The sequence below is a fragment of the Rhodoferax sp. GW822-FHT02D07 genome (genome assembly GCF_058802405.1).
On the sequence record NZ_JBXAOD010000001.1, the window covers coordinates 864,885 to 883,142 of the forward strand.

At 61.1% G+C, this 18,258-nt stretch carries 9 protein-coding genes; 6 read left to right on the forward strand and 3 right to left on the reverse strand.

Going from position 1 to position 18,258, the window contains the following annotated elements; genetic code table 11:
- The first annotated feature begins 114 nt into the window (after nt 1-114).
- The 5 genes from aceE to AC1RNN_RS04095 all read left to right on the forward strand — a co-directional run bounded on the left by aceE (nt 115) and on the right by AC1RNN_RS04095 (nt 10,761).
- Complete coding sequence (gene aceE, locus AC1RNN_RS04075; protein WP_493085771.1) at nt 115-2,814, forward strand: pyruvate dehydrogenase (acetyl-transferring), homodimeric type; 2,700 nt, start codon at nt 115-117, stop codon at nt 2,812-2,814.
- An 18-nt stretch (nt 2,815-2,832) separates the two neighbouring features.
- Nucleotides 2,833-4,497, forward strand: coding sequence for a dihydrolipoyllysine-residue acetyltransferase (gene aceF / locus AC1RNN_RS04080; protein WP_493085769.1), 1,665 nt, complete (start codon nt 2,833-2,835; stop codon nt 4,495-4,497).
- 11 nt (nt 4,498-4,508) lie between these two features.
- On the forward strand, nt 4,509-6,347 hold the full coding sequence (gene lpdA / locus AC1RNN_RS04085) for a dihydrolipoyl dehydrogenase (RefSeq protein ID WP_493085768.1): 1,839 nt from the start codon (nt 4,509-4,511) through the stop codon (nt 6,345-6,347).
- A gap of 163 nt (nt 6,348-6,510) precedes the next feature.
- On the forward strand, nt 6,511-8,895 hold the full coding sequence (locus AC1RNN_RS04090) for a putative bifunctional diguanylate cyclase/phosphodiesterase (RefSeq protein ID WP_493085766.1): 2,385 nt from the start codon (nt 6,511-6,513) through the stop codon (nt 8,893-8,895).
- Between the two features lie 444 nt (nt 8,896-9,339).
- Nucleotides 9,340-10,761 carry an aspartate kinase gene (locus tag AC1RNN_RS04095; RefSeq protein WP_493085764.1) on the forward strand — a complete coding sequence of 474 codons (1,422 nt, stop codon included), beginning with the start codon at nt 9,340-9,342 and terminating at the stop codon, nt 10,759-10,761.
- Between the two features lie 63 nt (nt 10,762-10,824).
- Here the strand turns inward: AC1RNN_RS04095 and AC1RNN_RS04100 are convergent, their stop codons facing one another.
- The 3 genes from AC1RNN_RS04100 to AC1RNN_RS04110 form a co-directional block, all read right to left on the reverse strand.
- Complete coding sequence (locus AC1RNN_RS04100; RefSeq protein WP_493085762.1) at nt 10,825-12,165, reverse strand: MFS transporter; 1,341 nt, start codon at nt 12,163-12,165, stop codon at nt 10,825-10,827.
- Nucleotides 12,166-12,410: 245 nt separating this feature from the next.
- Nucleotides 12,411-13,826, reverse strand: coding sequence for a GGDEF domain-containing protein (locus AC1RNN_RS04105; RefSeq protein ID WP_493085761.1), 1,416 nt, complete (start codon nt 13,824-13,826; stop codon nt 12,411-12,413).
- 22 nt (nt 13,827-13,848) lie between these two features.
- Nucleotides 13,849-14,940, reverse strand: a complete 1,092-nt coding sequence (locus tag AC1RNN_RS04110) for a YHYH protein (RefSeq protein ID WP_493085759.1) — start codon at nt 14,938-14,940, stop codon at nt 13,849-13,851.
- 195 nt (nt 14,941-15,135) lie between these two features.
- Here AC1RNN_RS04110 and AC1RNN_RS04115 point away from each other — a divergent pair, with 195 nt between their 5' ends.
- On the forward strand, nt 15,136-18,207 hold the full coding sequence (locus tag AC1RNN_RS04115; protein WP_493085758.1) for a sensor domain-containing protein: 3,072 nt from the start codon (nt 15,136-15,138) through the stop codon (nt 18,205-18,207).
- Nucleotides 18,208-18,258: the final 51 nt, after the last annotated feature.

An 18,258-nucleotide genomic window follows, 5' to 3' on the forward strand; every position in this document is an offset into this window, starting at 1 on the left:
GCACTCGTAATTTCACAATAAGAAATCATAAGGCATGATTTGAAATTTGGAAATAAATATGAGAAACTAGGTGGATCGCACTAAATTACGCCAAAGTACCAAAAGGAGACATCAATGGCAGCAGTTCCCCAGAATCCCATGGGCGCGTCCGACGTGGACAGCCAGGAAACCCGCGAATGGATGGACGCTCTCAGCGCCGTCATCGAGTCCGAAGGACCGGAGCGTGCCCACTTTCTGCTGGAGCAACTGCTGGAGCATGCCCGCCAGAGCAGCATTGACATGCCGTTCTCGGCCAATACGGGTTACGTCAACACCATCGAGGCTGACAAGGAAGCCCATTGCCCCGGCAACATTGCCATTGAAAAGCGCCTGCGCGCCTACATGCGCTGGAACGCCATGGCCATGGTTGTGCGTGCCAACCGCCTGAACCCCGCCGACGGCGGCGACCTGGGCGGCCATATCGGCTCCTTTGCCTCGGTGGCCAGCATGTTTGGCGCCGGTTTCAACCATTTCTGGCACGCCGCGAGTGAAAACCACGGCGGTGACCTGCTGTACATCCAGGGCCACAGCTCGCCCGGTATCTATGCGCGTGCCTACCTCGAAGGCCGTTTGACCGAAGAGCAACTCGACAGCTTCCGCCAGGAAGTGGACGGCAAGGGCCTGTCCAGCTACCCGCACCCCAAGCTGATGCCCGAGTTCTGGCAGTTCCCCACGGTGTCCATGGGGCTTGGACCGCTGATGGCCATCTACCAGGCGCGTTTCCTCAAATATCTGCACGCCCGTGGCATTGCCAACACCGAGAACCGCAAGGTCTGGGTGTTCTGCGGTGACGGTGAAATGGACGAACCCGAGTCCCTGGGCGCGATCGGTCTGGCCGCGCGTGAAAACCTGGACAACCTGGTCTTCGTCATCAACTGCAACCTGCAGCGCCTGGATGGCCCGGTGCGCGGCAACGGCAAGATCGTGCAGGAGCTCGAAGGCGAGTTCCGCGGCGCGGGCTGGAACGTGATCAAGCTGCTGTGGGGCAAGGGCTGGGACGAATTGCTGGCGCGCGACAAGAGCGGCAAGCTCAAGCAGCTCATGATGGAGACGCTGGACGGCGACTACCAGGCCATGAAGGCCAACGACGGCGCTTTTGTGCGCAAGAACTTCTTCGGCAAGTACCCCGAAACCGCCAAGCTTGTCGAGCACATGACCGACGAGGAAATCTTCGAGCTGCGCCGTGGTGGCCACGAGCCCACCAAGGTGTACGCCGCCTTCCACGCCGCCAATGAACACAAGGGCCAGCCCACCGTCTTGCTGGTCAAGACCGTCAAGGGCTATGGCATGGGCAAGGCCGGTGAAGGCAAGAACACCGTGCACCAGACCAAGAAGCTGAGCGACGAGGACATCAAGTACATCCGCGACCGCTTCAGCATCCCAATCCCGGACAGCCAACTGGCCGACATCCCCTATTACAAGCCGGCCGATGACACGCCGGAAATGCGCTACCTGCACGAGCGCCGCGCGGCCCTGGGCGGCTACCTGCCCAAGCGTCTGCCCAAGGCCGACGAGCACTTCACCGTGCCCGCGCTGGACACCTTCAAGTCTGTCCTGGAGCCCACCGCCGAAGGCCGTGAAATCTCCACCACCCAGGCCTATGTGCGCTTCCTGACCCAACTGCTGCGTGATCAGGCCATTGGTCCCCGCGTGGTGCCCATCCTGGTGGACGAGGCCCGTACCTTCGGTATGGAAGGCCTGTTCCGCCAGATCGGTATCTACAACCCCAAGGGCCAGCTCTACACCCCGGTCGACAAGGACCAGGTGATGTACTACCGCGAGGACAAGGCTGGTCAGATCCTGCAGGAAGGCATCAACGAAGCCGGCGGCATGGCCAGCTGGATCGCTGCGGCCACCAGCTACAGCACGAACAACCGGATCATGATCCCGTTCTACGTGTACTACTCGATGTTCGGCTTCCAGCGCATTGGCGATCTGGCCTGGGCAGCGGGTGACATGCAGGCGCGCGGCTTCCTGCTGGGCGGTACCTCGGGGCGCACCACGCTGAACGGCGAAGGCCTGCAGCACGAAGACGGTCACAGCCACATCCTGGCCAACACCATCCCCAACTGCGTGAGCTACGACCCCACCTTCGCCCACGAAGTCGCGGTCATCATGCAGCACGGCTTGAAGCGCATGGTGGAGAAGCAGGAAAACGTCTTCTACTACCTGACGCTGCTGAACGAAAACTACCCCATGCCCGGCCTGATTGCCGGCACGGAAGAGCAGATCATCAAGGGCATGTACCTGTGCAAGCCCGGTGCAGATGGTAAGCAGCGCGTGCAGTTGCTGGGTTCCGGCACCATCCTGCGTGAATCGCTGGAAGCGCAAAAGCTGCTGGCCGCTGACTGGGGTGTGCAGGCCGATGTGTGGAGCTGCCCGAGCTTCAACGAACTGACCCGCGACGGCCAGGACGCCGACCGCTGGAATCTGCTGCACCCGCTGGAAAAGGCCCGCGTGCCTTTCGTGACGCAGCAGCTTGCCAGTCGCACCGGCCCGGTGGTCGCATCGACCGACTACATGAAGGCCTACGCCGAGCAGATCCGTCCCTTCGTGCCCGCCGGCCGTGTCTACAAGGTACTGGGTACCGACGGCTTTGGCCGCTCCGACTTCCGCAGCAAGCTGCGTGAGCACTTCGAGGTGAACCGCCACTACATCGTGGTCGCCGCCCTGAAGGCCCTGAGCGAAGAGGGCAGCGTGCCCGTCGCCAAGGTGGCTGAAGCGATCAAGAAGTACGGCATCAACGCCGACAAGGTCAACCCCCTGTACGCCTAAGAACACCGGAGACAAAACATGGCATTGGTAGAAGTAAAAGTCCCGGACATCGGCGACTTCGATGAAGTCGCGGTCATTGAGCTGCTGGTCAAGGTGGGTGACACCGTGAAGGTGGAGCAAAGCCTGATCACCGTCGAGAGCGACAAGGCCTCCATGGAGATTCCCTCCAGCACCGCCGGTGTGGTCAAGGAGATCAAGGTCGCCCTGGGCGACAAGGTCAAGGAAGGTTCTGTGGTGGTGATGGTGGAAGCCGCGGGTGCCGTTGCCGCCCCAGCTGCAGAGTCAAAACCGGCCCCAACCCCCGCAGCTGCTGCGCCAGCAGCTCCTGTTTCTGTAGCGACCCCTGCGGCTGCACCCGCCGCGTCCGGCCCCGTGGAAGTGCGCGTGCCCGACATTGGCGACTTCAAGGACGTGGCCGTCATTGAGCTGCTGGTCAAGGTGGGCGACACCATCAAGGTGGAACAGAGCCTGATCACCGTGGAGTCTGACAAGGCCTCCATGGAGATTCCCTCCAGCACCGCGGGTGTGGTGAAGGAGATCAAGGTCAAGATTGGTGACACCGTGAACATCGGTGACCTGGTTGTGGTGCTTGACGGTGTTGCAAGTGCTGTGCCGGTCGCTACGGCTGTTCCTGCTGCACCCGCTGCAGCTCCGGCAGCTGTTGCTGCGCCCGCAGCTGTGGCAGCCCCTGTGGCTGCGGCGCCTGCCGCTGCAGTGCCGGCGCATGCTCCCGGTGGCAGCACCGTGGGCTTGCCCCACGCGTCGCCATCGGTGCGCAAGTTCGCGCGCACGCTGGGCGTGCCGCTGAATGAGGTCAAGGGCTCCGGCCCCAAGGGCCGTATCACCGAGCTGGACGTTCAAGGCTTCACACGCTCCGTGATGAGCGGCGCGGTGCAGACGGCTGCCATTGCCGCACAGGCCAAGGCCAGCGGTGGTGGCAGTGGTGTGGGGCTGGACCTCTTGCCCTGGCCCAAGGTGGACTTTGCCAAGTTCGGCCCCATCGAGCGCAAGGAGCTGTCGCGCATCAAGAAGATCAGCGGCGCCAACCTGACGCGCAACGCAATCGTGATTCCCGCCGTTACCAACCATGACGACGCCGACATCACCGACCTGGAAGCCTTCCGCGTGGCGACCAACAAGGAAAACGAGAAGGCTGGTATCAAGGTCACCATGCTCGCCTTCCTGATCAAGGCCAGCGTGGCCGCGCTCAAGAAGTTCCCCGAGTTCAACAGCTCGCTGGACGGTGACGCGCTGATCTACAAGCAGTACTACCACATCGGTTTTGCGGCCGACACGCCCAATGGCCTGGTGGTGCCCGTGATCAAGGACGCGGACAAGAAGGGCATCTTCCAGATCAGCCAGGAAATGGGCGATCTGGCCAAGAAGGCCCGCGACGGCAAGCTCGGCCCGGCCGACATGAGCGGTGCGACCTTCACCATCTCCTCGCTGGGTGGCATTGGTGGCCGCTACTTCACGCCCATCATCAACGCGCCTGAAGTCGCCATTCTGGGCGTCTGCAAGAGCCAGATGGAGCCGGTGTGGGACGGCAAGGCCTTCCAGCCGCGCCTGATGCTGCCGCTGTCCCTCACCTGGGACCACCGCGTCATCGATGGTGCCGCCGCTGCACGCTTCAACGTGTACCTGGGCCAGATCCTGGCTGACTTCCGCCGCGTGCTGCTGTAAGGAACCGGACCATGGCAATCGTAGAAATCAAGGTTCCCGACATTGGCGACTTCGACGAAGTGGCCGTCATCGAGCTGCTGGTCAAGGTGGGTGACACCATCAAGCCCGAGCAAAGCCTGATCACCGTGGAGTCTGACAAGGCCTCCATGGAAATCCCGTCCAGTGCGGGCGGCGTGGTCAAGGAGCTCAAGGTCAAGCTCGGTGACAAGGTCAAGCAGGGTTCGGTGGTGGTTCTGCTGGAAGCGGCCGGTGCGGCAGTTTCTGATTCAAAACCGGCTCCAGCCCCCGCAGCTGCTGCGCAAGCAGCTCCTGTTTCTGTAGCTCCTGCAGCTCCGGCTCCCGTCGCTGCCAGCTTCAGCGGCACGGCCGATCTGGACTGCGACGTGGTCGTGCTGGGCGGTGGCCCTGGCGGCTACTCCGCAGCCTTCCGTGCGGCGGACCTGGGCCTCAAGGTCATGCTGGTGGAGCGCTACGCCACGCTGGGTGGCGTCTGCCTGAACGTGGGTTGCATTCCCTCCAAGGCGTTGCTGCACGTGGCGGCCGTGATGGACGAGGTCAGCCACATGGCCGACCTGGGCGTGGACTTCGGCAAGCCCGTAGTCAACATTGACAAGCTGCGCGGCCACAAGGAAAAGGTCATCAGCAAGCTGACTGGCGGCCTCTCCGCCATGGCCAAGATGCGCAAGGTCGGTGTGGTGCGCGGTGTGGGTTCTTTCGTGGGTGCCAACCACCTGCAGATCGAAGAGACCAGCGGTGCCGAAGGCCAGGAAAAGACCGGCCGCACGTTCACCATCGCGTTCAAAAATGCCATCATCGCCGCCGGCTCCCAAGCCGTGCACCTGCCCTTCATGCCCAAGGACCCGCGCGTGGTGGACTCCACCGGCGCGCTGGCGCTGAGCAGCGTGCCCAAGCGCATGCTGATCCTGGGCGGCGGCATCATCGGCCTGGAAATGGGCACCGTCTACAGCACGCTGGGTGCGCGCCTGGACGTGGTAGAAATGATGGACGGCCTGATGCAGGGCGCGGACCGCGACCTGGTGAAGATCTGGCAGAAGATGAACGCCAAGCGCTTCGACAACATCATGTTGAAGACCAAGACGGTGGGCGCCGAAGCCACGCCCGAGGGCATCAAGGTGACCTTTGCGCCGGCGGAGGAGGGCGTGACGGTGCCCGAGCCACAGGTTTACGACCTGGTGTTGCAAGCCGTGGGCCGCACGCCCAACGGCAAGAAGATTGGCGCCGAGAAGGCCGGTGTGGCCGTGACCGACCGCGGCTTCATCAACGTCGACATCCAGATGCGCACCAATGTGCCGCACATCTTTGCCATCGGCGACATCGTGGGCCAGCCCATGCTGGCGCACAAGGCGGTGCACGAGGCGCACGTGGCGGCCGAAGTGATTGCCGGTGAACTGCAGGGCAACAAGGAATTGGCATCTGCCGCCTTCAACGCCCGCGTGATCCCCAGCGTCGCCTACACCGACCCCGAAGTGGCCTGGGTGGGCCTTACCGAAGACCAAGCCAAGGCCCAAGGCATCAAGGTCAAGAAAGGCCTTTTCCCCTGGACCGCTTCCGGCCGCGCCATTGCCAACGGCCGCGACGAAGGCGTCACCAAGCTGCTGTTTGATGACTCCCCCGAAGCGCACGGCCACGGCAAGATTCTGGGCGGCGGCATGGTCGGCACCCATGCCGGCGACATGATCGGCGAAATCGCACTGGCCATCGAGATGGGTGCAGATGCCGTGGACATCGGCAAGACCATCCACCCCCACCCCACGCTGGGCGAGAGCATCGGCATGGCGGCGGAGATTGCGCACGGCAGCTGCACGGATGTGCCGCCGCAGAAAAAGTAAACCAGCGCTGCGGCCAATCTGAAAAGCCCGAGCAGGGAGCTGCTCGGGCTTTTTGCCATTCTGGCGTTCACTGTTCGCTATCAAGGCGATGACGCGGGTTTTGCCACTGTTGGTTTCATGCCTTCTTTCGTATGATGTGCGTCGACTTCCATCAGAAGACGCCATGAATATCGACACAGCATCGTGGGTTCGCGACATGGGAATGAACGCGGGGCTGCTGTCGTTTCTTGCAGCGCTCTACGGCCTTGCACACAACAGTGCGCGCCATCCGGACTTGTCCACACGGCGCAAGAGGCAGCGTTGGCTGCCGGGCGTGACTGGCTTGCTATTTGGTGTTACGGGCATCCTTACCATGCTTGCGCCATTGCGCCTGAGCGAAGGCGTGATCGTGGACGCCAGACTGGTGGTGGCAGGCCTTGCAGGCGCGTATCTGGCCCCCCTTGGTGCTCTGCTGTGTGCGCTCGTGTTGGCGGCTTACCGCATCGCCTTGGGTGGCATTGGCACAGGGCCCGCCATGGTGGGCATCGTGTTGTGCACCGGAATCGGCTGGCTGTGGCGGCGATATCGCCCGCCATTCCCTGCGGATGGCCGTGCAGCCATGGCGGACGGCTTGTGGCTGATTGGCTTGGGTCTGAGTCTCGCCGCCGGTGGCATGTTGGCCATACAAACCCTGCCGTCGGACATCGCCCGCATGGTGACGCAAAAAACATGGGTGGCGGTGTCGCTGGTATATCCCGTTGGGGCGTGTTTGCTTGGCTACCTGCTGGACAACGTGCACAAGCTGCACCTTCGCGAAGATGCCTTGGAGCGTACGGCCGAAAAGCTGAAAGATATGCTGGCCGAGGCCAGACAAGCGGCCAGCGTCTTCATCAACAGCAAAGATGCGATAGCGATCGTGCAGCCCGACGGAACGGTGCTGGATGTGAATCCGACCTACTGCTCTGTGCTGGGATACTCCCGCGATGAATTGATTGGAAAGTCTTCGGCCGTGTTGCGTGTTGACGAGGGTGGGGAGTCGACGTTTCTGCGGCGGGTGTCACAGGGTATCGCGCGCGACGGCCGATGGCATGGTGAGGTGGTCCGCCGCCGCAAGAATGGTGAAGCGTTCGTCGCAGAAGTCACGATAGAAGGCATTCGGGACGCGGACGGCGTGATTCGCAGTTGGGTGTCTGTTGGCAAGGATGTGACGGAACAACGGCGGTTGGAGCTGGCTTTGCAGCAGTTCGGCAATTACGACGCTTTGACGGGGCTCCCAAGCCGGCGACTCTTTACCAAAGAGCTCAACGCCACCTTGCATGACGGCGGCGATGCCAACAACCTGCTGGCACTCTGTGTCTTGGATATCGACCAGTTCAAGGGGCTCAACGAGATGTGGGGTTTGCCCGTTGCAGACCGATTTCTCCGAATGTTTGCACAGCGCCTCAAAAAAGAGGTGCGAGTCGACGACCTCATCGGGCGTATCGGTGGCGATGAATTCGTGGTGGTACTTCAGCATTGCCAAAGCCCTGAGGCCGCCCTGCAGCGTTTGGAGGCATTGCGCCAGGCGCTGGCGCAGATGGCGAACCTGGACGGAAACGAGGTTTGCCTGACGTGCAGCGCGGGGGTCACTTTCTATCCCGACGACAGTGCAGATGCTGACGGCTTGCTGCGGCATGCAGATCTTGCGCTGTATGCCGCCAAGGAGCAGGGCAAGGACCGCACGGTGGTTTTCGACGTGCAACAGGGGCAACGGCGGCAAGCGCGCAGACAGTCTGCCAAGCTGGTGGAGGACGCGCTCCAGCGGGGGGAAATGGAGCTGTTTTTCCAGCCCAAGGTCAGAATCAGCGACGGGCAAATCATCGGGGCCGAGTCTTTGATCCGGTGGCGCCACCCTGAGCGTGGGCTATTGGCACCGGGCGCATTTCTTGAAGATATTGCTGGAACTCCGGTCACCAACCGGTTGGACTATTGGGTGCTCGATGCAGCCTTCAAGGCAGGACATAGCCTGGCATCCCAGGGGCAGCCACTGTCTTTGAGTGTCAATCTGACGGTGCCGACCTTGATTGACAGTCATTTCCAGCTCAAAGTCTCCCAGTTGTTGGCCCAGTATCCCGCGCTGCCTTCGCGCTTTCTGGAGGTGGAGCTCCTGGAGACAGAGACCTTCAATGATTTGTCGGCAGTCGCGTACGTGATCCAGGGGCTGGATACGCTTGGCATCCAGTGTGCCATTGACGACTTTGGCACAGGCTACTCCTCCCTGACCTATTTGCAGCGTTTGCCCGCGCAGATCGTGAAGATCGATCAGTCTTTCGTGCGCGATATGCTGGACAACGAGCGTGATCGCACGCTGGTGCGTGGCATCGTCAGTCTCGCGCGGGCCTTCGAACGGCAGGTGGTTGCGGAAGGCGTCGAAACGCTGGCGCATGCAGAGGCCTTGTGCGGCATGGGGTGCGACATCCTGCAGGGCTACGGGATCGCCAGGCCCATGCCCCTGGACGACTTGAAAGTGTGGATAAAGAACTGGAAGCCACCGCCTGAGCTGGGGCGTGCAAGAGCCCACGGGACTTAGAGGGCAAGCCTTTGATCGAAGGCCCGGAGGGCTGTAGCGTCCTTGCCGTACAGGCACTGCCACAGGCTATGGGTTCCTCATGCACCTCCCCCAGCTCCACGACCGAACGCCTGGACGACGGCGGCACCTTTGTGTTCACCGGCGACGAGGCGGTGCACACCGTAGCTTCCGCACGGGGCTGATGCTCGAGGGTTTCCACCCCGACCGGACAGAGGAATTCACCCGCCCCCCGGTTTTCGAGACCTGTAGGTTGGAGCTGTCGTGAACGCCGCCCTGGGTACAGGAGCGATGTTTTTTCCGCCCATCTGGCCCGAGCAGAGCGGCGGATTTTCGTCCCGGCCGGGCGTTGTTCAAACTGGTGGAAAATAGCGGGTTTCCTGACTCAGCCACTCTGGGCAGGAAATGATCCGGCCTTCCAACCCTTTTGCTCACTTGAGCTTGTTCATGTCAGACGTTCAATCCTCCAAGATCTCTGTCGAGAAAATCGGCGGCACTTCCATGACCGCCTTTGGCGATGTGCTGCGCCACATCATGCTGCACGACCCCAAGCGCATCTATGGCCGCATTTACGTCGTGTCGGCCTATTCGGGCGTGACCAACCAGTTGCTGGAGCACAAGAAGACCGGCGAGCGCGGCATTTACGCGCTGTTTGCCGAAGGCAAGGGCTACCAGGATGCGCTGACCGGCCTGGCCACCAGCCTGAAAAAGATCAACGCCAGCTATGCCGACCTGGGGCTGCCGCTGGCCGTGGCCGACGCCTTCATCGATCAGCGCATCGCGCAGGCACGCGAGTACCTGGGCGCCATGCAGCATGTGCTGGCCAGCGGCTACCTGAGCCGCCACGACGTGCTGCTGGCCGCGCGCGAGGTGCTGGCCTCCATCGGTGAGTCGCACAGCGCGTTCAACTCGGTGGAAATCCTCAAGGCCAACGGCGTCAAGGCCGTGCTGATGGACCTGGCTGGTTTTGATGACAACGAGGCCTGGACCATCGACGAGCGCATTGCGCAAAGCTTCAAGGACCTGGACCTCGCCAACAGCGTGATCGTGGCCACGGGCTACACCAAGGGCACCGAAGGCATCATGCGCGAGTTCGACCGCGGCTACTCCGAAGTCACCTTCAGCAAGATCGCCGTGGAAGTGCGTCCCGCCGAGGCCGTGATCCACAAGGAATTCCATCTGTCGTCCGCCGACCCCAACCTGGTGGGCCTGGAAAACGCCATCGTGGTGGGCGCCACCAATTACGACGTGGCCGACCAACTGGCCGACGTGGGCATGGAAGCCATCCACCCCAAGGCCTCCAAGCCCATGGAGCTGGCCGGCATCCCGATCCGCCTCAAGAACACCTTCGAGCCCGACCACCCCGGCACGCTGATCACCAAAGATTTCGTGGGTGAGCGCGCGCGCGTGGAGATCGTCACCGGCACCGACAAGGTGACGCTCATCGAAATCCACGATCCGATGATGGTCGGCACCGTGGGCTTTGATGCGGGGCTGATGAACGTGTTCTGCAAGCACGACATCAGCTACATCCTCAAAGCCACCAATGCCAACTCCATAGCCCACCTGGTGTGGGACAACCAGGTGACCGCCGAACTGGTGGCTGAACTCGAAACCCTGTACCAGGTAGTCACGGTCAAGCCCAGCGCCATCGTCTGCACTATCGGCTCCAACATCGGCATCCCCGGCGTGCTGGCCAAGGCCGCACAGGCGCTGGCCGATGCCGAGGTCAACGTCAACTGTGTGTCGCAGACGCTGCGCCAGGTGAACATGCAGTTCGTGATCGAGCGCGAAGACTACAAGACCGCCATCAAGGCATTGAACATGGCGCTGTGTGTCAACTCCGGGACACCGGTGCCACGCGTCTGAGTCTGGCAAGCGCTAAAGAAAAAGGCCCGCGATGCGGGCCTTTTTTTCGTCGGTTTGGCTTGCTCAGCGGGCCGCTGCGGCGCTGTCACTCATGTCCAGATCGCGCGTTTCACGCGAAAGGTAGAGCGCCAGCATGGTGATCACACCGTTGGCCGCCATGTACAGGCCCACGCCCCACAGGCCATAGCTCTTGTTCAGCTCCATGGCCACCAGCGTGGGGATGGACGCCCCCACGATGGAGGAGAGGTTGTAGGCCAGCGAAGCGCCGGAGTAGCGCACTTCCGTGGGAAACAGCTCGGGTAACAGCGCGGCCATGGGGCCGAAGGTCATGCCCATGACAGCCATGCCCACGACGATGAAAGCGGCTACCGACAGCACGGTGCCTTGGTTGAGGAAGGCAGGCATGAACAGGCCCAGCACCACGATGCCGGCCGTTACCCACAACAGCCAGGTGCGGCGGCCCAGCTTGTCGGCCCAGATGCCGCCCAGCGTGGTGAAGATGCCGAACACGACGGCGCCCAGCAACAACAGGCCTGTGAAGGTGTTGGCCGGAATGCCCAGGCCCATGGCGTGGCCCGCGGGCGACAGGGCGGCGGGGCTCTTGGAATACACCTGCACAAAGGCCGTCATCAGGTAGAACAGCACATAGGTGGTGGACATGCAGAAGATGCCGCGCACCAGGGCGCCTGCGTGCTGCTTGAACACTGCGCTCACCGGCGCTTGCAGTTTGCGGCCTTCGCGCTCGACCTTCTGGAAGGCGGCGCTCTCGTGCAGATTGAGTCGCACGTAGAGGCCCACGGCTACCAGCACGATGGACATCATGAAGGGGATGCGCCAAGCCCAGGCTACCATGGCCTCGGAGCCCAGCAGGGAAGTCACCATGAAGAACACGCCGTTGGCCACAAACAGGCCGATGGGCGCGCCCAGCTGTGGGAAGCTGCCAAACAGGCCGCGCTTGCCCTTGGGTGCGTTCTCGGTGGCCACCAGGGCGGCACCGCCCCATTCACCACCCAGGCCAATACCTTGGCCGATGCGGCAAATGCACAGCAGCACCGGCGCCCACAGGCCAATGCTCTCGTAGGTGGGCAGCAGGCCGATGGCCACGGTGGACAGGCCCATGGTCAGCAGCGAGGCCACCAGCGTGGTCTTGCGGCCGATCTTGTCGCCAAAGTGGCCAAACAGGGCCGATCCGACGGGGCGGGCCAGAAAGGCCAGCGCCAGCGTGGACAGGGAGAGCAGGGTGGCCGCCGAAGGATCGCCCTTGGGGAAAAACTGGCTGTTGAACACCAGCACTGCGGCGGCAGCATAGATGTAGTAATCGTAAAACTCGATCGCGGTGCCGACGAGGGACGCGATGGCTACTTTGCGGGGCGAATTGCCCTGCACAGCAGTGGATGCAGACATGGAAACCTTTCAGAACGTGCGGGGAGACGCGTACCGGCAAGCCCTTTGCAGGTGCGGTACGGTGGCAGACGGTGCGGGTAGGTGTCTGCGCGGCAGACTGGGGGTAACCAGTCGCAAAGCCGAGGTGAACGGTACCGGGTGTGGCGCCGCTCAAGCCTCATTCATTATCCTGAATGAGGCGTGAATTATGCCCGTCCCGCTGTGCGGGCACGCCCTTGTCTAATGCCCCCCTGATGGGGGCATGGTCATGGTGCTGCGTAGGCAGCCAACTGCGGTTCGCCCTTCGCCGCCGAGCGCACCTGGTTGCGCCCACCGTGTTTGGCGCTGTAGAGCTGCGCGTCTGCCGCTTCCACCATGGCGTGAAAGCTGGGCAACTGCGTGTCGCCGCACAGGCCCATGCTGATGGTGACGCGCAGCTCGGGGTGCACCTCATGCCAAGGGTAGGCCTGCACGCGCTGGCGCAGGGCTTCGCAGGCCTCGTGGGCGTGGGTGAGGTCGGTTTCCGGGAAGGCGACTACGAACTCCTCACCGCCGTAGCGCGCCACCAGGTCGGAGCTGCGCATGCCTTGCTGCAGGATTTCACCCAGGCGGCGCAGCACCTCGTCGCCCGTGGCATGGGCGAAGCGGTCGTTGACGCTCTTGAAATGATCGATGTCACACAGCATCACACTGAAGGGGCGTTGGTAGCGCTGGGCACTGGCAAAGAACTGCGCGCCCTGCGCATCGAAGTGGCGGCGGTTGTGCAGCCCGGTCAGCGCGTCGCGCAGGCTCAATTCGCGCATCTGCTGGGCCATGGCTTCGATCTGTGCGTGCGATTGGCGCAGGTCTTCGTATTGCCGCGCAATCTCATCGCTCATGCGGTTGAAGGCCTTGGCCAGCACGCCCACCTCGTTGTCCGACTCCACCGGCACCTGCTGGCGCAGCGCGCCTTCGCCCATGGCCTGGACGGCACCCGTCAGCTTGCGCAGGGAGCGGCTCAGCCGGTTGCCCAGAAACACGCCCAGCAGCAGCGTGAGCGTGAGACCTACCGCAGTCCCCAGCACCAGCGATTCGCGCATGGCGGCGAGGTAGCCCAAGTCCAGGTCAGAGTAGTTGGGTTCGCCTTGGGGCGAGGAGTAGGCAATCAGTTGCCCTTCCAGCAGGATGGGGAACATGCGGGCCCGGTCTTCCTCGCGGATGGGGTCACCGGGCCGGTAGGGCGCCAGCGAGAACAGCGAGCGGTACTCTGCATCAAACAGGTAGAAGCGAAATGGCGGCTTGTGCAGGCCGCTGCCACCACCGGGCGGCGGTCCCGGAGGGCCGGAGCGGGCCACGAGACCGGGGCCCACATGCTCAGGGTTGGGCTGGGGGCGGTCCGTGGGCGGTGGCAGCACGCCGCCGCCCGCATCGGGTCGGGGCGGGCGGCGCAGGCGCTCGGAAAAAGCGCGAAAGCCCTCCACCTTCTGGCCCTCGGCCCAACTGCCGTAGGTCTTGAAGTAGTTCTGCACATCGTTGGTGAAGTTCTTGCTGGACTCCTGCATGACCAGGGCGTTGAACTTCTTGGTTAGCCGCTGGTAGGCCAGGCCGCCCACGATGGCGGTGGACGCCAGGCTGGTGATCAGCAGGCAGGCAATGAGTTCGGTGCGCAGCGACAGCTTCCAGCGCGGGAGCAAGGTGGCCATGTTCGGGGACTCAATCAGTGAATTAACGGGCAGCACTCAGGGCGGACTGCAGTGCATCCACGCTGATACCCAGCTTGGCGGCTGCAGCACGCAGGTCCGGCGGGGGCGGGCCCAGGGCTTCACGCAATTTCTGTGCACTGATGCCCAGCGTGCTGGCAGCCTTGTTCAAGTCGGGCGGCGCACCGCCGGGGCCACTGGGGCCGCCAGGGCCGGGTGGAGGGCCACCCATGCCCCCTTCGGACGATCGCCCTCCGGGACCGCCCATGCTCCGGTTGGGGCGCGGGCCGCTGATGGTGGATACATCCGCCTGCCGGTAACTGCCGCGCAGGCAGCCCGCCGTATAGGGGAAATCGGGTGTGGCGTGGTAGTGGTACATGGCCACTTGCTTGCCTTCCCAGGTGATGGTGTGGGTGTGGCCGTGGCATTCGTCCAGGTCCTTGCTGGCCAGGGACTGGCCGGCCTCACCGTAGGAGCCGTAGATGCCGAAGCCATCCAGCAGATAGCCGACCAGGGCCGAGTGGCCGCCGGGCTCGCGCTTGTCGGCCACGCAGCTGCTGAGGTTGTGGTAGTGGTAGACGCCCGACTCCTGGGGGTGGCCCTGGCAGGCGTCTTGGGTTTCGTGGGCCACGGCGTCGCGTCCCGGTGCATCCAGCGCATTGAACAGCACGGCTCCGCTCAGCAGAAAGCCGATGGCGCCGGGCACGCAGCTGGGCTGCGCGGCCAGAGTGGGCCACAGCGGCAGCGTCACCTGCATGGTTTGCGCAGAGATGCTGTTGGGGTTGCGATCGTAGCGGTAGGCGTCGCTATTGCTGGGGATAGGGAAGCTGCCGGTGGAGTGGTTGGGCAGGTCGTTGCTGGTGAACACGCGCTGCTCGTTCTGCACGCTGAGCTTGAACTGCGAAGGCCAGCTCACCTGCCCGGGCACCACCGGTTTGGCAGTCAGGTCGTAGGTACCCTTGGCGGTATTGATCCAGGGCCCGACGCGCTGGGCACCGCCCGCCTGAGGGTCGACGCGGCAAGCCCAGATCCAGCCCGCCTTGGGTAACTGCGACAGCTTGCCATCACCCAGGGGCAGGGCGGTCAGGTCATGGGCATACCCCACAGTACAGGCCATGGCAGAAACTATCGCTGTAGCTGCTGTTCTCATTAATTGCTCCTATAGCCATGGCTACGTGGATCGAAGGATAAGTCAACAGAAAGTGCGCGTTACGGTGATTTCCGATGGCGATGCGTTTCGACTTTGGGGTATTCGCAGATATCGGCAATGTATCGAATCGGTGTAAAAAGGAACAAACATCTCTCTAAATCCATGAATCTGAATAGCGCACGCAACCGCTTCATTGCAACCGCCACGGGGGTCTACTTGGTTTTCGCCTTGGCTTGGGTATTTTTGTCCGATCAGTTACTGGCTCGTTTTACCGATATGTCATCACTGATCTGGCTATCTACGGCCAAGGGCCTGTTTTTTGTGGTGGGCACTGCGGCGCTGTTTTTTCTTGCGTTGCATGCCGTTCCGTCGAAGCACGGAAAAGAAGAGGTCAGCCTGATCAGAGGTCTGGAGCATGGAGTGAGCATATTCCGTCTTCCCAGCTGGATTGTGTACGTATTTACTTTGTTGATTACCTTGTTGATGGTTGCGGTACGCGAGGGTATTGCCAATGGCGCCTCAGATAGGCCCATGCTGATCCTATTCATGATGCCCATCATTCTGAGTGCATTGGCTGGTGGATTGGGTCCAGGGCTGCTGTCGACTCTCATCGCAACGATAGGTGCTTATTGGGTGATCGTGGTACCACACTCAACAGTGGATAGCCTGAGCCAGGTGCAGTTTTTCGCACTGGTAGCCAATGGCGTAGCCGTAAGTGTGTTGAGTGCTCTCCTGCGGCATGCGCTAAGCCATGCGGACAGTCAGCGTCGTTTGCTCGACAGCGTGGTATCCGGGACATCAGATGCGGTTTTTGTGAAAGATCGAGATGGCCGCTACTTATTGGGGAATCAGGCGGCAGCCCATTTCGTTGGCAAGCCGCTGTCCGAAATCTTGGGAAAGAACGACGTAGCACTGTTTGAGCGAGCAACAGGGGAGCGGTTGATGGCCCTTGATAAAGCCATCATGGATGGCGGAGCTACTCAGACCCATCAGGAAATTTTGAAGACGCTGGATGGGAAGGAGCTGGTGTTTTTGGTGACCAAAGGGCCAGTAAGAGATGCCAATGGAGATGTAGTCGGCCTTTTTGGCGTATCGCATGACATTACCGAGCGCGAAGCTGCCAAGGAATTGCTGCGTGCGCGTGAGCAGCAATTGGCTCGAGTAATTGAAGGTTCAGACCAAGGCTTTTGGGATTGGAATCTGAAGACCAATTCGTTTCGGGTCAGCGCGCGTTGGGAGACCATGCTTGGTTACGAGCCGGGTGAAATGCACATCGACGTTGAGCATTGGGGCCAGTATGTGCACCCGGAGGATTTGGCGGCCTCAATGAGCTCAATTCAACAGCATCTGGCGGGCCACATTGACCGACACGAACTGGATTTGCGTTGCAAGGCAAAAAACGGCGAGTGGCGCTGGATCCACACGCGAGGGCGCATTGTCGAATGGGACGAGGAAGGTGCGCCGCTGACTATGGCTGGCACGCACACGGATGTGACTCAGAAAAAAGCATATGAGCTTGCACAGCGTGAGGCAAGCACTGTCTTTGAGAGTAGCTATGAAGGGCTGATGGTGGTGCATGCGGACGGTCTCATAGCAAAAGTCAATCCTGCGTTTGTGCGAATCACTGGTTATGCCCCGGAGGAGGTCATAGGTAAATCCCCCCGCATCTTGTCTTCGGGCAGACAGGACGCAGAGTTTTATCGAAAAATGTGGGTTGCGATCAACACCCAGAATTTCTGGCAGGGTGAAATCTGGAATCGGCGCAAGAGTGGCGAAATTTATGCTGAATTGTTGTCTATCTCAGTTGTGCGGAGCAATTCAGGTGATGTGGAGCACTACATTGCGGTGTTTTCTGACATCAGTAGACTCAAGGCACACGAGGCTGAGCTCGATCGCATCGCTCACTACGACACGCTGACCGGTGTTCCGAACAGAAGGTTGCTGGCTGATCGCATGTCCCAAGCCATTGCCCGCACGGCGCGCAGTGATATGTCACTCGCCGTCTGTTATCTGGATTTGGATGGATTCAAGCAGGTCAATGACACCTACGGTCACCCGGGGGGAGACGAGTTGTTGATCGGAGTGGCTGAGTGTTTAAAAAAAGTGCTTCGCGCTGAAGACACTCTGGCTCGCTTGGGTGGCGATGAGTTTGTCTTGTTATTGGCAGATATCGCTTCACCCGAAGAGTGTTCCATAGTGTTGGAGCGGGTATTGGCGGCAGCTTGCAGCCCTGTGCAGATTGACGGTCAAGCAGTTAGCGTTTCCGCCAGTATTGGTGTGAGCTTATACCCGCAAGACCATGCAGATGCCGACACTTTGTTGCGGCATGCCGATCAAGCCATGTATATGGCCAAGAACTCCGGTAAGAACCGATTTCACTTGTTTGATCCGGAAAGCGATCGCAAAGCGCAGCAACACCGGAGCTATGTCAATCGGATTCATCTAGCAATGGAGCGGGATGAGTTGGTATTGCACTATCAGCCCAAAGTGGATTTACGCGACGGGCGATTAGTGGGGGTCGAAGCGTTGGTCCGCTGGCAACATCCAGAGCAAGGATTGTTGTCGCCTGCTGCATTTCTACCTCAGATTCAAGGTACAAATCTTGAACAGATGCTGGGCGATTGGGTAATCCAAACGGCACTGACGCAAGCAGCGTTGTGGCAGCAGGATAGTTTTGAGTTACAGATGGGAGTCAATATCTCGGCAGCCCATCTAGTTCAGCCGGACTTCTACGACAAACTAGTTGCCAATTTGACGAAGTTTCCCCATGTTTCGCCATCCTCCCTGGAGTTGGAGGTGTTGGAGACAGCGGCATTTGATGATGTGAATGTGGCGGGGGCTGCTCTGCGCCGCTGCCAAGCGCTTGGCGTCCGCTTCGCACTTGATGACTTTGGTACCGGCTACTCATCTCTTACATATCTGCGCAAGCTGCCGGTAAATATCTTGAAAATAGATCAAAGCTTTGTGCGTGACATGCTCATTGATGCCGATGACCGCGGCATTGTGGAAAGTGTGATCCGGTTGGCTGGGGCATTCAACCGCGAGGTGATTGCTGAAGGGGTTGAGAGTTTGGAGATTGGCGGAGCACTGTTGCGTCTGGGCTGCCATCTTGTGCAGGGGTATGGTGTCGCAAAGCCGATGCCGGCAGCTGAGCTCAGTGAATGGGCAAAGCAGTGGTACGGGCAAGCAAACTGGAAGGATCTCAATCTTGTTGCGTCAAGTGCTTCAAGCTGAGTTGTCTGTCCGAAAGTCGCGTCATGTGGGCGACCATGCAAGAGTCCACGA